Source organism: Pseudooceanicola aestuarii (genome assembly GCF_010614805.1).
Classification (GTDB): domain Bacteria; phylum Pseudomonadota; class Alphaproteobacteria; order Rhodobacterales; family Rhodobacteraceae; genus Pseudooceanicola; species Pseudooceanicola aestuarii.
In genome coordinates this window covers 1,601,280-1,618,262 of record NZ_JAAFZC010000001.1, presented here as the reverse complement: position 1 = coordinate 1,618,262, position 16,983 = coordinate 1,601,280, and the positions used below count along the sequence as shown (strand labels likewise).

Genomic DNA, 16,983 nt, shown 5'->3' with positions numbered 1-16,983 from the left:
AATCGGTTTCACTGAAGACAATAGCAAGCGGAGTGCAAATGACCATGGCCCTCGACATCGTGACGGTCCCCTGCCTGAACGACAATTACGCCTACCTGGTGAAGGCGCCCGATGGTGTCTGCATCATCGACGCGCCGGAGGCCGCGCCGATCATCGCCGCGGCCGAGGCACGCGGCTGGGAGCCCGGCGTCCTGATGATCACCCATCACCACCACGATCACGTCGGCGGGCTGGACGCGCTGAAATCCCGCTTTGGCCTGATGACCATGGGCCCGGCTGCGGAAAAGGCCAGGCTGCCGCCGCTGGATCACTACCTGAACCCCGGCGATACCGGCGGCGACGGCCCCGCCCATACCATCGCGATGGAGGTCGGGGGCCACACCCTGGGCCACATGGCGTTCCATTTCGACCAGGCCGGCGCCGTGTTTACCGCCGACAGCCTGATGGCCTTCGGCTGCGGCCGCGTGTTCGAGGGGACGTATGACCAGATGTTCGACAGCCTGCGGAAACTGGCCGCGCTGCCGCCGGACACGATGGTCTATTCCGGCCATGAATATACCGCGGCCAACGCGAAATTCGCCCTGACCATTGAACCGCAAAACGAAGCACTTATTTCGAGGGTCGAGGCGGTGAAAGCCGCCCGTGCCGCAAACCGTCCGACCGCGCAGGTCAGACTCTCCGAAGAACTGGACACCAACCCATTCCTGCGGTCGCATGTGCCGCAGGTTGCGGAAAACCTTGGCATGCAGGGGGTCTCTCCTGCCGAGGTGTTTGCCGAAATCCGGCGCCGCAAGGATGCATTCTGATGCCACAGCTCCGCGCGAAATCGGCAACGCGCAGCGAAATGTGATCAGCGAAATGCAGAAAATCCTTGAAGACGCGCCGGTATCGACCAAACTTTAACCTTATGAGGCCATGGTTGGACCGGGGCCTGCGCTTCGCTCCAACCTAATCGAAAAGGAGCACCCAAGTGCCTTCATTCTCGACCACGCTGGAACAGGCAATCCACGCGGCGCTGGCCTTGGCCAACGCCCGCCGACATGAATTCGCAACGCTGGAACATCTGCTGCTGGCGCTGATCGACGAGCCCGATGCCACCCGCGTCATGAAGGCGTGTTCGGTGGATACCGAGGATCTGCGAAAGACGCTCGTCGAATTCGTCGAGGACGAGTTGGCCAATCTGGTCACCGATGTCGACGGTTCGGAGGCCGTGCCGACCGCTGCCTTCCAACGGGTGATCCAACGCGCCGCGATCCATGTCCAGAGTTCCGGCCGGACCGAAGTCACCGGCGCCAACGTGCTGGTGGCGATCTTCGCCGAACGCGAATCCAACGCGGCCTATTTCCTTCAGGAACAGGACATGACCCGGTATGACGCGGTGAATTTCATCGCCCATGGCGTGGCCAAGGACCCCGCCTACGGCGAGAACCGCCCCGTCACCGGCGCACCCGAGGCGGAGGAGGAGACACACAGCACCTCCGCCACCCCCGAAGGCGACGGCAAGGAAAGCGCGCTGGACAAGTATTGCGTGGACCTGAACACCAAGGCCCAGCATGGCGATGTCGATCCCCTGATCGGCCGCGAACACGAGGTCGAACGCTGCATCCAGGTCCTGTGCCGCCGCCGCAAGAACAACCCCCTGCTGGTGGGCGATCCCGGCGTCGGGAAAACTGCCATCGCCGAAGGGCTCGCGCGCAAGATCATCTCGGGCGAGACCCCAGAAGTGCTGTCGCAGACCACGATCTATTCGCTGGACATGGGCGCGCTGCTGGCCGGCACCCGCTACCGCGGCGATTTCGAGGAACGGCTGAAGGCCGTGATGACCGAACTTGAGGATCACCCCGACGCCGTGCTGTTCATCGACGAGATCCACACCGTGATCGGCGCCGGTGCGACCTCCGGTGGGGCGATGGATGCCTCCAACCTGCTGAAACCCGCGCTTCAGGGCGGGAAGCTGCGCTGTATGGGTTCCACCACCTACAAGGAATTCCGCCAGCATTTCGAAAAGGACCGCGCCCTGTCGCGCCGGTTCCAGAAGATCGATGTCTCCGAACCCTCGGTGGAGGATACGGTGAAGATCCTGAAAGGGCTGAAACCCTATTTCGAGGATCACCACCAGATCAAGTACACCTCCGATGCGATCAAGACGGCGGTTGAACTCTCCGCCCGCTACATCAACGACCGGAAGCTGCCGGACAAGGCCATCGACGTCATCGACGAGGCCGGCGCCGCCCAACATCTGGTCGCCGAAAGCAAGCGGCGCAAGACCATCGGCACCAAGGAGATCGAGGCCGTCATCGCCAAGATCGCGCGTATCCCTCCGAAGAACGTGTCCAAGGACGATGCCGAAGTCCTGAAGGACCTCGAACGTTCCCTGAAACGGGTGGTGTTCGGGCAGGACAACGCCATCGAATCCCTCGCCTCCGCGATCAAGCTGGCCCGCGCCGGCCTGAGGGAGCCGGAAAAACCGATCGGCAACTACCTGTTCGCGGGTCCCACCGGCGTCGGCAAAACGGAAGTGGCAAACCAGCTGGCGGATACGCTGGGGGTGGAATTGCTGCGCTTCGACATGTCGGAATACATGGAGAAACACGCGATTTCCCGCCTCATCGGTGCGCCGCCCGGCTATGTCGGGTTCGACCAGGGCGGGCTGCTGACCGATGGCGTGGACCAGCATCCGCATTGCGTTCTGCTGCTGGACGAGATCGAGAAGGCGCACCCGGATGTCTACAACATCCTGTTGCAGGTCATGGATCATGGCCGCCTGACCGATCACAACGGCCGCACCGTCGATTTCCGCAACGTGGTCCTGATCATGACCTCCAACGCGGGCGCCACGGAACAGGCGAAATCGGCCATCGGCTTTGGCCGTGATCGTCGCGAGGGGGAAGACACCGCCGCCATCGAACGGACATTCACACCGGAATTCCGCAACCGTCTGGATGCCGTCATCTCCTTTGCACCGCTGCCCAAGGACGTGATCCTTCAGGTGGTGGAGAAGTTCGTCCTGCAACTGGAGGCCCAGCTTCTGGATCGCGGGGTCAGCATCGAGCTGACGCGTCCCGCCGCCGAATGGCTGGCCGACAAGGGCTACGACGACAAGATGGGCGCCCGTCCCCTGGGCCGCGTCATCCAGGAGCATATCAAGAAGCCCCTGGCTGAAGAATTGCTCTTCGGGAAGCTGGCCAAGGGCGGCGTTGTCCGCGTCGCGGTGAAGAATGGCGATCTGGACTTGCAGATCAACGGGCCGGACAAGCCGCGCCTGTCGGGGAACAAACCCCCGTTGCTGACAGCCGAATGATCCAGGAAACGACCGAAAAGGCGGGGCTGGTCCCCGCCTTTTCGCTGTCCGCCCCGGACGGCCGGTTCACCATGCCCCGCCCCGCGCGCCTTGCCCGGCGGCTGGGTGTGCTGCTGCTGAGGGGCGCGCTGGCGATGGCCGCATCGACAGCCCTGGCGCAGGACCTGGGGCCACCGCTGCTGGACCTGCCGGTGGACTGCGTTCCCGGCACCACCTGCCACATCCAGAATTTCGTCGATTCCGATCCCGGCCCCGCCGCGCAGGACTTCACCTGCGGGCCACTGACTTACGACGGGCACAAGGGAACGGATTTCGGCCTGCCCACCCTGCGTGCGATGGCGGCCGGGGTGAACGTCGTGGCCGCAGCGCCCGGCGTGGTGCGCGGGATGCGTGACGGGATGGAGGATCGCCTTTACCGCGCCGAACATGCCGAGACCATCAAGGATCGCGAATGCGGCAATGGCGTGGTGATCCGCCACGCCGGCGGTTGGGAAACCCAATATTGCCACCTGAAACGCGGCAGCGTCACAGTGCGCAGCGGGGATCGTGTCGCGGCAGGTGACGTGTTGGGCCAGATCGGCCTGTCCGGGCGCACCCAATTCCCGCATCTTCACCTCTCCCTGCGAGAGGGGGACCGGGTGGTCGATCCCTTCGCCCCGGAAGCTGTCACCTGCGGCGGGCCAGCGCAGGAGACGCTTTGGCGTGACAAGACATTGGCACTGGTGCCCGGAGGGTTGATCGGGGCGGGCTTCTGGACCGCCGTTCCGGAATATGCCGACGTGAAGGCCGGGACAATGCACAGCGCCGAAATTTCCCGCGCCGACGGGGCGCTGGTGGTCTGGGTCCATGCCTTCGGCACGCGACAGGGCGACGTGATCACCCTGCGTATCGACGGGCCGGACGGCCTTTTCTACGAGACCCGCCAAACGCTTGAGAAGACCCGCGCCCAGATGTACCGCGCAGGCGGCCGCCGGATGAAGCCAGAATTTCCTGATGGCCCCTACCGGGGGGAGGCGATCCTGTCCAGAGACGGGGTGGAGATCGGCCGGATCACCGCATCCACCCTGCTGACCCGCTGAACGGTGTCAGGCAGCGCCTGGCGGCGCGCCCGGGCGCCCAGCAAGCCTAGGCCCCTGCCATCCTGAGCCCTGCCATCCTGACCACCTCTCTACCCGCCAAACCTTACCGTTCGGTGAACTTCAGTTCGATTCGGCGGTTCTGGGCACGGGCACTTTCACTGTCACCGGGCGCGATGGGCTGGTACTGGCCAAAGCCATTGGCCGACAGGTGATCCGGCGGCAGGCCCAGGAAATCGGTCATGAAGCGCACGACCGACAGCGCCCGCGCCTGCGACAATTCCCAATTGTCGACGAACTCGCCAAAGCCCGACAGCGGCACGTTGTCCGTGTGGCCGTCGACGCGGATGATCCAATCGATTTCCGGGGGGATGTCGTCGATCACAGCGCGCAGCGTGTCGGCGACCCGCGCGATGTTGCGCTGACCCTCGCTTGACAGGGTTGCCTCTCCCGGCGCGAACAGCACTTCGGAGGAGAAAACGAAACGGTCGCCGACGATGCGCACGCCTTCCTGATCGCCCAGAATCTGGCGCATCCGACCAAAGAAATCAGAGCGGTAGTTTTCCAGCTTCTTCGCCTCCTCGGCGGCAAGGCGGGCCTCTTCCTCCAGGCGCCGGGCCTCTTCTTCCAGGCGCTGACGTTCCTTCCGCTCCGCCGAGGCGACCTGCGCGAGCGCCGCATTCAGCTCCGAGCCCAGCGATTGCAACTCTACCTGCGCGACCGCGTCGCGTTCCTTGTAATCGTCCAGCAACGCCTTGAGGCTGGCCAATTGCGAGCGCAGGGCCGACACCTGCTGATTCAACAGGGTCGCACGGCGCTGGCTTTCGGCGGATTGGGCCTGTTGCTGTTCCAGCTCCTTGTTGGCCTGGCGCAGCAGGATGTCGCGCTGCTCCGCCTCGCTCAGCCGGGATTCGGCCTCCTGCTGGGCCTTCAGCTTGGCGGCCAGCGCGGCGGTCAGTTGGCGCTGCACCTCGGCAGCGTCTGCCGTTGCCGCCTCGGCCTTCTGGCGGGCGGCCAATGCCTCTGCCAGGCGATCGCGCAAGGACGCGATGCGCTGAGCGGATTGATCCTGCGCGGTCTGGGCATCCTGCGTGGTGCGCGCCAGCGTGGCCTCCAGCGCGGCAAGTTTCTGTTCCAACTCGCCAATCCGGGTCTGGCGGGTTTCCACGGCGGCCTGCGCACCTTGCAGATCGGCTTCCAGCGCCTCTTTGTCCTGACGCAGGGCGGCGGCCATGTCCTCCGCTTTCAACGCAGAGGCAAGACGGTTTTCCAATCCCGCCTTCTCCGAAGCGGCGCGGGCCAGCGCGGCTTCCAACGCGACGATGCGGCGTTCGACGCTGTCCAGCGCATCGACGGCGCCGGCGTTGTCCTGTTGCAATGCCTCCAGTCGGGCGGTCAGGGCGCCTTCGCGTTCGGCAGCTTCGGCGCGCAGGCGGGCGATTTCTGCTTCCAGCTCTTCCTGGGTGGCTCGGGCCAGGTCGAGGTTGCGGGCCGCTTCGGCTTCGGCCGCGCTACGGGCGGCTTGCGCCGTCTCCAACTGCTCTGACAGGGCGCCGGTTTCCGCAGTCAACCGGGCCTGAAGGGTGGCACGCTCTTCCTCGGCGGTGCCCAGGGCGGCCTCCAGCACGGCCAGCCGGGCGTCCATCTCCGCCAGCTTGGCTTCCCGGTCATCGACATCGGCCAGCGCGGCGGCAAGCGCCTGTTCCAACGCGGAAAGCTGGCCAAAGCTGGCCTGGCGACCGGCCTCGGCTTCCTCAAGCCGGTCGCGCGTGGTGGCCAGCTCGTTCCGGGCCTGGTTCAGCGTGGCGGCGGTTTCCTCCTGCGACAGCAGGGCAGCGGCCAGGCGGCTGTTCAGATCGTCCCGCGCGGCATCGGCGGCGGCCAGCAGGGTCAGCGTATCCTCCGCCCGTTTGCGCTGTTCCTCCAGTGCCAGGGTCATGGCGGTCAGCTCGCTGTCGGCGTCCTTCAGCCGGTCGCGCAGGGCCTGGGCTGCGGCGGCCTCCGCCAGGCGGGCCTGTTCCTCGGCGCTCAGCTCAGCTTCCAGCGTTTCGACGCGGCTGGTCAGGGCGGCGGTTTCTTCGCCGGCCTGCGCATTGCGGCTCCGCAGATCGGCGACCAACGCTTCCAGCGCGTCGCTGCGGGCTGCGGCCAGACGGGCGGCTTCGGCTTCCGCATCGATTTCCGATCGCGCATTTGCCAGCGCCAGCTCCAGCGCCTCCTGCTGCGACAACAGATTGTCCTGCGCGACCTCCAGTTCGGCCACGTTGCCCAGGGCCGCGTCGCGCTGCGACAACAGGGCCGTCACCTGCGCCTCGAAATCGGTGATGCGGGACTGCGCCGCCTCCAGGGCGGCACTGCGTTCCGCCCGCTCCGCGGTCAGTGAGGCGATCAACGCGGCCTGTTCGCCGGCGCGGTCCTCGGTTTCCGTCAGGGTGGCGCGCAATTCACCAAGGTCGTCGGTCAGATCCTCCGCCCGCTGTCGTTCCACGCCCAGCGCCTGGGTCAGCGCCGCGATTTCCGACGAAAGAGTCGTCAGCTCCGATTCCTGGCCAGAGATCGTCTCCTTGAGGACGAATTGCACGACCATGAAGATCGACAGCACGAACATCAGAACCAGCAGCAGCCCCGACATCGCATCGACGAAGCCCGGCCAGATGGACGCCTGGAACCGCGCCCCTGATCTACGGGACAGCGACATCGCCTACCCGTCCGTCGGCTTGCGCACCGGGGCGGGCCGCGCCTGGGCCTGGGTGCGCTGCGTCTGGGAAATCACGCGGCTGAGAGCGGCAATATCGGTGCGCAGCTCTGCCATGGTTTCGTGACGACCGGCTGAGATTTCCTCGAGAATGCGCAGCATCTGCACATCGATGGACCGCAGGCGCATCCGGCTTTCGGCGTCCAGCCCTTCGCTTTCTCCCGATTGGGTCAGCCGGGCCAGCAAGGCCTCCTGCCCCTCCGCCACGCGCAACAGGGCGTCGTTCACCGGAGCCATGTCACCGCCCTGTACGGGCGCGGGCATCCGATCGGTCAGGCGGTCGATGGCATCAGCCAGGCCGGTCAGCCGGGCATCCACGCCGTCGCGATTGGCGTTGGACTGGGCCAGCATGTGGTGCAGGTTGTCCATTTGCACGGCCATCTGTTCGGCCAGCTGGTCGACCACGCCCGCCATGGCAGCCTGTTCCGGCGCCACCTCCGCATCCCCGGCGGCGAACCCGACGCGGGTAATCGTGGACATCCATTCCTCAAGCTCTCGGTAGAACCGGTTCTGCCCGTGCCCTGCGAACAATTCCAGCAGCCCCACCACCAGCGATCCGGCCAGACCCAGCAAGGAGGACGCAAAGGCCACGCCCATGCCGCCCAGCTGCGCCTCCAGCCCGGTCATCAGGCGGTTGAACACCTCCACCCCGCCTTCCCCCTCCTGCGGGGCCAGGCTGCGGATCGTGTCGACCACCGCTGGAACGGTGGTGGCCAGCCCGTAGAACGTCCCCAGAAGACCAAGAAAGATCAGAAGGTTGACGATATAGCGCGTGATCTCCCGCGCCTCGTCGATCCGGGTCGCCACAGATTCCAGGATGGAGGTCGCAGAGGTCGATGAAATCTGCATCCGCCGCGCCCGCGCGCGCAGCAACGTGGCCAACGGCGCCAGCAATTGCGGCGCCTTGCGGTCGTTGTTGGCGCCGCTGTCCTGGGCGAAGGCCTCGATCCAGCGAACCGAGGAGATCAGCTGTGCCACCTGCCAGAAACAGGCCAGGACGCCGAATATGAACACCATCGCGATGAAGCCGTTGAGATAGGGATTGGCCTCGAACACGGGCATGACGCTGGGCGCGGCGAATACCGCGCCTGTTGCCGTCAGCCCGAGAGCGATCAACATCAGAACGATCTGGCGAATCGGTTGCGAGAATTGCGGCTCGGCCTCGCGGTCCGGCTGGTCCATAAGGACAGCTCCTGACAGGGTTTATCCCGTTTTTTGTAGTCTTTCCGGGCCTTCAAGCCAATAGATTATCCGCGAATCGCCCGCACCTTGGCTGACAAATCCGTCAGATAAGCATCCCCCAGCCCCAGGTCCTCCAGGTGGCGGGCGGTATTCCACAGATATTCGGTGTTCGGGCCCATTCCGCCATGGGCGCGGGCGATGATCCGGGCCTGGTCCGCCACGGGCAGGCCGCCGCAATATTGCACGTGCTGCGGGTCGATCACATAGGCCAGCGCGGATTGCATCCGCCCGTCCGACAGGGTCAGGTCCACCATCCGCTCAAGATAGGCGGAAGAGACAAGTTCGCGTTCCCGCAGCATGGCCAGCACCGGCGCCTCCTCGTCGGTACGGACCTTCATCGCCAGCCCGGTGCAGCGGCTGCCCGGCTGTTCGTCAAGCGCCAGCACCAGCCCCGGCTCCGCCTCGCTGCCGCGATGGTGGATGGAGGACATGCAGAAGGACCGCGCGTAGCCCTCCAACGTGGCAACCACGCTTTCCTCCGGGTCGAACCCGGGGTTCCACAACAAGGATCCGTAACCGAACACCCACAACGCCATCGTGACTGGCCCTCCGTTTTGCAGGCCCTATAAACACGTTCACCACGGATGGGCAAAGGGGTGGGCATGAAACGGCTGGTATATGTGATCCTGGCGGCGGCACTTCTGTGGTCGGGCTACTGGGTCGTCGGCGCCATCGGGGCGAAACGCGGGCTGAACGCCTGGTTCGACGCCCGCCGCGCCGAGGGCTGGGTGGCGGAGCATTCCGATTTCACGCTGCGCGGATTTCCCAACCGGTTCGACGCCACCTGGCGCGACATGACGCTGGCGGATCCCGACACCGGCCTGGCCTGGGAGCTGCCGATCTTTCAGCTGCTGGCCCTGTCCTACCGCCCGACCCATGTCATCGCCGTCTGGCCCAGGGAGATGCAGGTCGCCACACCGCAGGCGAAATTGCCGGTGACGAATGACGATCTGCGCGCCTCTCTCCGGCTGGAAGCCGGGACCGAGCTGGCGTTGATCCAGTCCAACCTGGTGGCCAGCAACCTGGCCGTGCAGACCAACGATCCCGCGCGCATGGACAATCTTCGCCTGGCCCTGGCCCGCCGGGGCGACACGGGCAGCACCTACCGCCTGGGCGTGCAGGCCGATGGCGTGTCGCCCCCGGCGGCGCTGGTGCGGCGGATGGCCGGCGGGGTCGCCCTGCCCGATGCGGTGCAGGAGGTGAAGATCGACGCCGATGTCACCTTTGACAAGCCGTGGGACATCTCGGCGCTGGAAGTCGCGCGGCCGCAGCCGCAGCGCATCGCACTGTCCCTCGCGCGGGCCGAATGGGGCCGCCTGGCGCTGCAAGCCACAGGCACGCTGGATATCGACGCCCGTGGCCTGCCCTCCGGCGATCTGGACGTGCAGGCGCGCAATTGGCAGGACATGTTGCGCGTCGCCGTCTCGGCGGGGGCCCTGTCCGAAGGCGCCGCCCGGTCGGCCGAAAGCGCACTGGGCCTGATGGCGCGGCTGAAGGGCAATCCCAACACGCTGGATGTCACGCTGAGTTTTCGCGACGGGATGGTCACTTTTGGCCCGATCCCGCTGGGCCCGGCACCGGTTCTGCGCCTGCGCTAACCGCCCCGGCGCATTTAGCGGCAGTAGCTGCCAGAACGGTAGCGCGCCGTGTCGAAATGGAAATGGTCGCGGTGATAGACATTGGCATCCGGCCCCAGCACGGTGCCGAAGGGGCCGCAGGCGCTGGCATGGGCCTTGTGCAGGATGCGCCCCTTGCGGCCATCGGACCAATCGGTCAGGACGGTCAACTCGCTGCCGTCCTTCAGCTTGATCCCCGCGATGTCGATCGCCCGGCCTTTCCCGTGTTCGGAGATCTTGGCCCCCTTGCGGTTGTTGCGCGTCCGGCACGAATAATGCGCCACCACCCGCAGGCTGGAGACGCCGCCGCCATAGCCCTTCACCGCCGGTTTCAACCCGCCGTCCACCCATGATTTCAACGCCTGCGCGGTGCCGCAATCCATCACCGAATGGGTTGACAGGGCAACACCGCTTACAGATTGCAGACGGATCGCGGATTGCACGCCACAGCCCGCGACCTTGCCCGGAATTCGGCCCACCGGCACGCCCTGCAACGCCGGATCGCCGCAGACCTGCCCGCGCACCCGCGCCGCCGACACTGCCCGCGCCTGTTGAACCACATGCGAGGGACGCGCCCGCGGGCGAAGCGAACGGAAGACCAGCGTCGCATGGGGCCGACCGTCCCATTCCACGCCATAAGTCTCGCGCCCGCCCCGGCGATCGGCCGCGCTGGCCGGCACCTCCGGCACGCTGCGGGGCTGATCGAGATCGCGGCGGACAAAGACATCGGCGGGCAGAACCTTGCCCTGCACCAATTGCCCGCGCGCCACCGGCCGCAAGGAGGTCTCCGGCGCGTTGGCCCCCGCGACGACCGGCACGAGGCAAGCCAGAAGCAGGAGCGCCCGCCGCATCAGTCCCGGCGGCCCAGGCCGCGCCCGAAATCCGGGGCGTCAATATCCTGGCCCGCGTCCAGAATACCGCGCCGGATCGCGCGGGTACGGGTAAAGTAATCGTGCAGGTGCTGGCCATCGCCGGTGCGAATCGCCCGTTGCAGGGCAAACAGCTCCTCGGTGAAGCGGCCGAGGATCTCCAGCGTGGCCTCCTTGTTGGTCAGGAACACGTCGCGCCACATGGTCGGATCACTGGCCGCGATCCGGGTGAAATCTCGAAACCCGGCGGCGGAATACTTGATCACCTCGCCATCGGTGACGCGGCGCAGATCGTCGGCCACGCCCACCATCGTATAAGCGATCAGGTGCGGCGTATGGGAGGTGACGGCCAGCACCAGGTCGTGGTGTTCGGCGTCCATCTCCTCCACGTTGGCGCCCAGTGCGCGCCAGAACCGGCCCAGTCGCGCGACTTCCTCCGGATCGCTGTCCTCAACCGGGACCAGCAGGGACCATCGGTTGTCGAACAGCTCGGCAAAGCCGCTTTCGGGGCCGGAATGTTCCGTACCGGCAAGGGGGTGGGCGGGAATGAAATGCACGCCGTCCGGAAGGTGCGGGGCCACCGCTTCGATCACCGCCTTCTTGACGGAGCCGACATCGCTGACCACCGCGCCGGGTTTCAGCCGTGGCGCGATCTCGGCGGCGACATCCCCCATGGCACCCACGGGCACGCAAAGGATCACCAGGTCCGCGTCTTCCACCGCCGCCGCCGCGCTGTCGCAGATGCGGTCGCACAGCCCGATGCGGCGGGCGGTGTCACGGGTGGCCTTGCTACGGGCGTAGCCGGTGAACTCCGCCGCCACGCCGCCCCGCTTCCCTGCCCAGAAGATCGACGAGGCGATCAGCCCCAGCCCGATCAGGGCCACACGTTGGTAGATCACCGCGCCCCCCCCTTGAACTGGCCGACCGCATGGGCGATGCGCCGGCAGGAGCTTTCGTCGCCGATGGTGATCCGCAGGCAATGGGGCAGCTTGTAGCTGCCGACCGGCCGCACGATCAGCCCCTGGGATTTCAGGTAGAGGTCGCAGGCGATCGCCTCCTCCTCGGAGGCAAATCGGGCCAGCAGGAAATTCCCGCAGGAACTGTCGGAGGGCACGCCGAGTTCGGCCAGCGCCTCTGCCAGCCAGGCGCGCAGCCGGGTGTTTTCACGGCGCGATTTCTGCACATGGTCACGGTCCCGCACGGCAGCGGTGGCGGCGGCCAGTGCCCCTGAAGACAGGTTGAACGGCCCGCGGATGCGGTTCAGCACGTCGATCACATGGGCCGGGCCATAACCCCAGCCGATGCGCAAACCGCCAAGCCCGTAGATCTTGGAAAAGGTCCGGGTCATCACGACATTCTCGCGGCTGTCGATCAGGCCGGCGCCGCCGTCATGCCCTTCGACATATTCGGCATAGGCGCCGTCCAGCACCAGCAACGCCTTCGGCGGCAGGCTGTCGGCCAGGCGTGCGACCTCGTTTGCGCCGATCATGGTGCCGGTGGGATTGTTCGGATTGGCGATGAACACCAACCGGGTCCGCTCCGTCATCGCGCCGATCAGCGCTTCGACATCGGTGATCCGCTCCCGCTCCGCCACTTCGACGGGGATGGCGCCGACCGCCTGGGCGTTGATCTTGTACAGGCCGAACCCGTGTTCGGTGAACAGCACCTCGTCCCCCGGTCCGGCATACGCCTGGGCCAGCAAGGTCAGGATCTCGTCGGACCCGACACCGCAGATGATGCGGTCGGCCTCCAGCCCGTGCACCTCCGCGATGGCCGCGCGCAGTTCCGCATGATCGGTGGAGGGATAGCGATGCAGGTTGTGCGATGCGTCGCGATAGGCCTTGATCGCGGCATCGCCGGGACCATAGGGGTTCTCGTTCGACGACAGTTTCACCACGTCGCTGACACCGGCGACTTTCGACGCCCCGCCCTGGTAGGGGGCGATGTCCAGGATACCCGGTTGGGGTTCGATTTTCTGGGTCATGGTCACTTCCTCTGCACCGGGCGGTTCTAGCCGCGTTGGGGTGCCGAGGAAAGGACAACAATGCCGCGCCGCGACCCGCGCCCGAAGGCGCGGCGCAAGGGTTGCAACTTGGCCTCAGTCCCGCGCCGGGATCAGAGGTTTTCCGGCTGCGGCATACCCAGAACGTGGTAGCCGCCGTCGACGCGGATGATCTCTCCGCTGGTGCAGCTGCCCGCGTCGGAGGCCAGGTAGACCGCCGTGCCGCCGACCGCCTCCAGCGTGGCATTGGCGCGCATGGGGGCGTTCAGCTCGGTCTGTTTGAACGTCTTGCGCGCCCCGGAAATGGCCGCGCCCGCCAGTGTCTTCATCGGGCCGGGAGAGATCGCATTCACACGAATCCCGTCGGGGCCCAGATCGTTGGCCAGATAGCGCACCGCCGCCTCCAGCGCGGCCTTGGCCACGCCCATGACGTTGTAATAGGGCGTCACGCGGGTGGAGCCCTGATAGGTCATGGTCAGGATCGTGCCGCCGCTCTTCATCAATGGCGCGGCGCGGCGGCTAACCTCGATCAGGGAGTAACAGGAGATATCCAGCGAATGCTTGAAGTTCTGGCGGGAGGTGTTGATGAACCGGCCCGCCAGTTCGTCCTTGTTGGAATAGGCGATGGCGTGGACCAGGAAATCCAGCCCGCCCCACCCTTCGCGCAGAGTGCCGAATGCCGCATCCAGGGAGGCGTCATCGGTCACGTCCGCCGGGATCACCATGTCGGAACCGACGCTTTCGGCCAGCGGTCGCACCCGTTTCTCCAGGTTTTCACCCTGATAGGTAAAGGCCAGTTCGGCCCCCGCATCGGCCATCGCCTTGGCGATACCCCATGCGATGGAGCGGTCGTTCGCGACCCCCATGATGAGGCCACGCTTGCCCTGCATCTGTCCCGTCATCGTCACCTACCCCGTGAAACGCGACAGCAGCATAGAGCCGTTCGTGCCGCCAAAGCCAAAGGAATTCGTCATCACGGTGTCCAGCTCCGCAGCTTCCTTCAACGCCGTGGCAATTTCGGAAGGATCAAGCGCGGGGTCCAGCGTTTCGACGTTGATCGAGGGGGCGATGAAATCGCCTTTCAGCATCAACAGGCAGAAGATCGCCTCCAGCGCGCCGGCAGCGCCCTGGGCATGACCGGTCAGCGACTTGGTCGAGGAGATCGGCGGCGTGCTGCCCTGGCCGAAGACGCGGCGCACCGCCTCGACCTCGCCGACGTCGCCCACCGGCGTGGAGGTACCATGCGCGTTGATGTAATCGACCTTGCGACCCTCCGGCAGGGTGTTCAGCGCCAGGCGCATCGCCCGTTCGCCGCCCTCGCCCGAGGGGGCGACCATGTCGTGCCCGTCCGATGTGGCGGCATATCCCGTCACCTCGGCATAGATCGTGGCACCGCGCGCCTGCGCGTGCTCCAGATCTTCCAGCACGATCATGCCGCCGCCGCCGGAGATCACGAACCCGTCCCGGTCCACGTCGAACGCCCGTGAGGCGCGGTCCGGCGTGTCGTTGAACTTCGACGACATCGCGCCCATCGCGTCGAACAGGCACGACAGCGTCCAGTCCAGTTCTTCACCACCGCCGGCGAACATCACGTCCTGCTTGCCCAGCATGATCTGTTCGGCCGCGTTGCCGATGCAATGCAGCGACGTGGAGCAGGCGGAAGTGATGGAATAGTTGATGCCCTTGATCTTGAACGCCGTCGCGAGGTTGGCGGAGATCGTGGAGGACATGCATTTCGGCACCGCGAAGGGACCGATCCGTTTCGTCCCGCCGGTCTTCAGAACCGTCTGATGCGCGGTCAGCATGGCCGAGGTCGACGGCCCGCCAGACCCCGCGACCAACCCGGTGCGCGGGTTCACGATTGTGGATTCGTCCAGCCCGGCATCGGCGATGGCCTGCTGCATGGCGATATGGGCATAAGCCGCCCCCGGCCCCATGAATCGCAGGGTCCGCTTGTCCACATGTTCGGACGGGTCGATCTTCAGCGTGCCCGCGACGCGACTGCGGAATCCGTGTTCCGCCATGTCGGGGCTGGCTTCGATTCCCGATTTCCCCGCCTTGAGAGAGGCGGTCACTTCTTCTGCATTATTCCCGATGGAGGAGACGATCCCCAACCCGGTAACGACGACGCGGCGCATGGTGCTCTCCTTGTCCTGGAAGTCAGCTCTCGGAGAGAGCGACCTTCATGTCCTTGACCTGATAGATGAGTTCGCCGTCGGCCTCCACGCGACCATCGGCGACGCCCATCGTCAGGCGCCGAGTTTGCACGGCTTTCGTGAAATCCACGTAATAGGTCAACTTTTTGCGGTCGGGCCGCACCATGCCTTTCAGCTTCACTTCGCCGACCCCCAGGGCATAGCCACGCCCCTGCCAGCCGCGCCAGCCCAGGTTGAACCCGGTCAGCTGCCACAAACCGTCAAGGCCCAGGCAGCCGGGCATGATCGGATTTCCGGGGAAGTGGCATTCAAAGAACCACAGGTCCGGGGTGATATCGAATTCCGCAACGACGTGGCCTTGCCCGTGCGGGCCGCCATCGCCGGAGATGTCCGTGATCCGGTCCATCATCAGCATGGGCGGTTCCGGCAACTGGGCATTGCCGGGGCCGAACAGCTCCCCGCGCGCGCATTTCAGAAGGTCGTCCCTGTCGAAACTTGTGGGATATCCGGCCATTCAGGCGCGCCCCTTTCGTGCTGTGTCTAGATACTCTGTCACGTGGTCCCGCCCCCTCTATCACCGCGTTCGCGCAGGTTGCAAGTCTGCCGCATCCGGCCGCAACCCGTGGCCGGATGTCGCCCGGACCGCTAAATCATTTGAAGTCCGGCGCGCTTTTTTCCTATATTGAGCGCCGAACGCAAGGATACAAGCGACGCATGAGCGAAGTTGAATTCTCCCGCGGCGCCGACTGGCTGAACACGGTCGGGTTGCGCCCAACCAAGCAACGCCTCGGCCTGGCCGCCCTGCTGGTGGGCGACGGGCACAACCGGCATGTCACCGCAGAAAGCCTGTTCGCCGCCGCCAAGGAATCCGGCCAACCGGTTTCCCTGGCCACGGTCTACAACACCCTGCGCGCCTTCTGCGACGCCGGTTTGATGCAGGAGATCACGGTGGACGGGTCGAAAAGCTATTTCGACACCAACATGCACGATCACCCGCATTTCTTCTGGGAAGACAACGGCGAACTGACCGACGCCCCGGCGGAGGAACTGGAGATCACCCGCCTGCCAAAGGCCCCCGACGGGACCGAGGTGGCGAAGGTCGACGTGGTCATCCGCCTGCGCCAGCGCAGCCGCAACTGACCACCCCGGCGCCTGCCCGTCTCTGACCTGCCGCCGATATGTCACGCCGCGCGGCATGCGCGCCGGGCAGTCGCATCGGCCAACATGTCAGCGCGGCATATCGGCGGACGGAACCGCATCGGCCCCGCCCGCCGGATCGGTCAGGCGATTTCAACCAGCTCGATGTCGAAGACCAGGTCCTGGCCGGCCAGCTGGTGGTTGGCGTCCAGCGTGACTTCGCCGTCCGAAATCTCGGCCACGGTCACCGGAACCACCTGCCCCTGCGGTGTCTGCATCTGCAATTGCAGGCCCTTTTCCAGGGTGATGTTCTCGGGAATCGCGTCGCGCGGGACGTTCTGCATCGCCTGCGGATCGCGGTCGCCATAGGCCTCGGCACAGGGGATTTCGACCTTTTTCTGGTCGCCCACGCTCATGCCGGGGATGGCCTTGTCCAGGCCGGGAATGATCTGGCCGCCGCCGACAGTGAATTCCAGCGGATCGCGCCCGGTCGAACTGTCGAAGGTCGTGCCGTCGGTCAGCGTACCAGTATAGTGAATGCGGACGGTGTCGCCCGATTTTGCTTCGCTCATGCGATATCCAATCTGTTGGGGATGGGTTTGGGGGCTGCGCGCCTTGCCACGCAGGTTACCCCTCTCTCCACGCGGAATTTAGGGACGCTGGCCCGGAAACGCAAGGAATGCAGGGGAAATCGACGGGGTTTGCCGGTGAACCCGCCAGAATCTGCCCGCAGTCCCCCAGAAACCGGCGGCCTTTCCGACGCGGGGCGAAGCCGCTTTCCCTCTGCCCATCGCCGTGGCATCGTTCCCGCGACCCGAGGGAGGACCAA

The 16,983-nt window shown here is 65.7% G+C and carries 15 protein-coding genes; 5 read left to right on the top strand and 10 right to left on the bottom strand.

Annotation, left to right across the window (positions count from 1 at the left end):
* Positions 1-38: 38 nt before the first annotated feature.
* The 3 genes from gloB (at position 39) to G5A46_RS07635 (ending at position 4,380) form a co-directional block, all read left to right on the top strand.
* Positions 39-806 carry a hydroxyacylglutathione hydrolase gene (gene gloB, locus G5A46_RS07645; RefSeq protein WP_338050027.1) on the top strand — a complete coding sequence of 256 codons (768 nt, stop codon included), beginning with the start codon at positions 39-41 and terminating at the stop codon, positions 804-806.
* A gap of 164 nt (positions 807-970) precedes the next feature.
* Positions 971-3,301: an ATP-dependent Clp protease ATP-binding subunit ClpA gene (gene clpA, locus G5A46_RS07640; RefSeq protein ID WP_163848782.1), complete on the top strand. Its 2,331-nt coding sequence runs from the start codon at positions 971-973 to the stop codon at positions 3,299-3,301.
* Positions 3,298-4,380, top strand: a complete 1,083-nt coding sequence (locus G5A46_RS07635) for a M23 family metallopeptidase (protein ID WP_239520661.1) — start codon at positions 3,298-3,300, stop codon at positions 4,378-4,380. Before clpA ends, G5A46_RS07635 begins: the two co-directional genes overlap by 4 nt.
* 103 nt (positions 4,381-4,483) lie before the next feature.
* On the opposite strand, the gene G5A46_RS07630 is transcribed toward G5A46_RS07635, so the two are convergent.
* The 3 genes from G5A46_RS07630 to G5A46_RS07620 form a co-directional block, all read right to left on the bottom strand.
* Positions 4,484-7,075 (bottom strand): peptidoglycan -binding protein, encoded by a 2,592-nt coding sequence (locus tag G5A46_RS07630; RefSeq protein WP_163848780.1) that lies wholly within the window; start codon positions 7,073-7,075, stop codon positions 4,484-4,486.
* Positions 7,076-7,078: 3 nt separating this feature from the next.
* A complete protein-coding gene (locus G5A46_RS07625; protein WP_163848778.1) occupies positions 7,079-8,314 on the bottom strand; it encodes a biopolymer transporter ExbB in 1,236 nt (411 codons plus the stop codon).
* Between the two features lie 65 nt (positions 8,315-8,379).
* Positions 8,380-8,910: a gamma-glutamylcyclotransferase gene (locus tag G5A46_RS07620; protein ID WP_163848776.1), complete on the bottom strand. Its 531-nt coding sequence runs from the start codon at positions 8,908-8,910 to the stop codon at positions 8,380-8,382.
* A 66-nt stretch (positions 8,911-8,976) separates the two neighbouring features.
* Here G5A46_RS07620 and G5A46_RS07615 point away from each other — a divergent pair, with 66 nt between their 5' ends.
* Positions 8,977-9,972 carry a DUF2125 domain-containing protein gene (locus tag G5A46_RS07615; RefSeq protein ID WP_239520660.1) on the top strand — a complete coding sequence of 332 codons (996 nt, stop codon included), beginning with the start codon at positions 8,977-8,979 and terminating at the stop codon, positions 9,970-9,972.
* 14 nt (positions 9,973-9,986) lie between these two features.
* Here G5A46_RS07615 and G5A46_RS07610 read toward each other — a convergent pair whose 3' ends face one another.
* From G5A46_RS07610 to fabA, 6 genes are all read right to left on the bottom strand, one after another.
* Complete coding sequence (locus G5A46_RS07610) at positions 9,987-10,841, bottom strand: extensin-like domain-containing protein (protein WP_163848774.1); 855 nt, start codon at positions 10,839-10,841, stop codon at positions 9,987-9,989.
* Positions 10,841-11,755, bottom strand: coding sequence for a prephenate/arogenate dehydrogenase family protein (locus G5A46_RS07605; protein ID WP_163849934.1), 915 nt, complete (start codon positions 11,753-11,755; stop codon positions 10,841-10,843). Before G5A46_RS07605 ends, G5A46_RS07610 begins: the two co-directional genes overlap by 1 nt.
* Positions 11,755-12,843: a histidinol-phosphate transaminase gene (gene hisC, locus G5A46_RS07600; RefSeq protein ID WP_163848772.1), complete on the bottom strand. Its 1,089-nt coding sequence runs from the start codon at positions 12,841-12,843 to the stop codon at positions 11,755-11,757. Before hisC ends, G5A46_RS07605 begins: the two co-directional genes overlap by 1 nt.
* A gap of 131 nt (positions 12,844-12,974) precedes the next feature.
* On the bottom strand, positions 12,975-13,763 hold the full coding sequence (locus G5A46_RS07595; protein WP_163848771.1) for an enoyl-ACP reductase FabI: 789 nt from the start codon (positions 13,761-13,763) through the stop codon (positions 12,975-12,977).
* Positions 13,764-13,769: 6 nt separating this feature from the next.
* Entirely contained in the window at positions 13,770-14,999 is a 1,230-nt protein-coding gene (gene fabB, locus G5A46_RS07590; protein WP_163848769.1) for a beta-ketoacyl-ACP synthase I, read from the bottom strand.
* Between the two features lie 22 nt (positions 15,000-15,021).
* Positions 15,022-15,531: a bifunctional 3-hydroxydecanoyl-ACP dehydratase/trans-2-decenoyl-ACP isomerase gene (fabA, locus tag G5A46_RS07585; RefSeq protein ID WP_163848767.1), complete on the bottom strand. Its 510-nt coding sequence runs from the start codon at positions 15,529-15,531 to the stop codon at positions 15,022-15,024.
* Between the two features lie 200 nt (positions 15,532-15,731).
* Between fabA and irrA the strand changes: the two genes are divergently transcribed.
* A complete protein-coding gene (gene irrA, locus G5A46_RS07580; protein WP_163848765.1) occupies positions 15,732-16,157 on the top strand; it encodes an iron response transcriptional regulator IrrA in 426 nt (141 codons plus the stop codon).
* Between the two features lie 140 nt (positions 16,158-16,297).
* Here the strand turns inward: irrA and G5A46_RS07575 are convergent, their stop codons facing one another.
* Complete coding sequence (locus G5A46_RS07575; protein ID WP_163848763.1) at positions 16,298-16,726, bottom strand: FKBP-type peptidyl-prolyl cis-trans isomerase; 429 nt, start codon at positions 16,724-16,726, stop codon at positions 16,298-16,300.
* Between the last annotated feature and the right edge of the window lie 257 nt (positions 16,727-16,983).

What these genes read in the sequence shown, in the direction of transcription:
- G5A46_RS07635 (WP_239520661.1), top strand. Translation starts at nt 3,298, where the DNA reads ATGATCCAGGAAACGACCGAAAAGGCGGGGCTGGTCCCCGCCTTTTCG.
- hisC (WP_163848772.1), bottom strand. Translation starts at nt 12,843, where the DNA reads ATGACCCAGAAAATCGAACCCCAACCGGGTATCCTGGACATCGCCCCC.
- G5A46_RS07615 (WP_239520660.1), top strand. Translation starts at nt 8,977, where the DNA reads ATGAAACGGCTGGTATATGTGATCCTGGCGGCGGCACTTCTGTGGTCG.
- fabA (WP_163848767.1), bottom strand. Translation starts at nt 15,531, where the DNA reads ATGGCCGGATATCCCACAAGTTTCGACAGGGACGACCTTCTGAAATGC.
- gloB (WP_338050027.1), top strand. Translation starts at nt 39, where the DNA reads ATGACCATGGCCCTCGACATCGTGACGGTCCCCTGCCTGAACGACAAT.
- irrA (WP_163848765.1), top strand. Translation starts at nt 15,732, where the DNA reads ATGAGCGAAGTTGAATTCTCCCGCGGCGCCGACTGGCTGAACACGGTC.
- G5A46_RS07630 (WP_163848780.1), bottom strand. Translation starts at nt 7,075, where the DNA reads ATGTCGCTGTCCCGTAGATCAGGGGCGCGGTTCCAGGCGTCCATCTGG.
- fabB (WP_163848769.1), bottom strand. Translation starts at nt 14,999, where the DNA reads ATGCGCCGCGTCGTCGTTACCGGGTTGGGGATCGTCTCCTCCATCGGG.
- G5A46_RS07625 (WP_163848778.1), bottom strand. Translation starts at nt 8,314, where the DNA reads ATGGACCAGCCGGACCGCGAGGCCGAGCCGCAATTCTCGCAACCGATT.
- G5A46_RS07610 (WP_163848774.1), bottom strand. Translation starts at nt 10,841, where the DNA reads ATGCGGCGGGCGCTCCTGCTTCTGGCTTGCCTCGTGCCGGTCGTCGCG.
- G5A46_RS07575 (WP_163848763.1), bottom strand. Translation starts at nt 16,726, where the DNA reads ATGAGCGAAGCAAAATCGGGCGACACCGTCCGCATTCACTATACTGGT.
- G5A46_RS07620 (WP_163848776.1), bottom strand. Translation starts at nt 8,910, where the DNA reads ATGGCGTTGTGGGTGTTCGGTTACGGATCCTTGTTGTGGAACCCCGGG.
- G5A46_RS07595 (WP_163848771.1), bottom strand. Translation starts at nt 13,763, where the DNA reads ATGACGGGACAGATGCAGGGCAAGCGTGGCCTCATCATGGGGGTCGCG.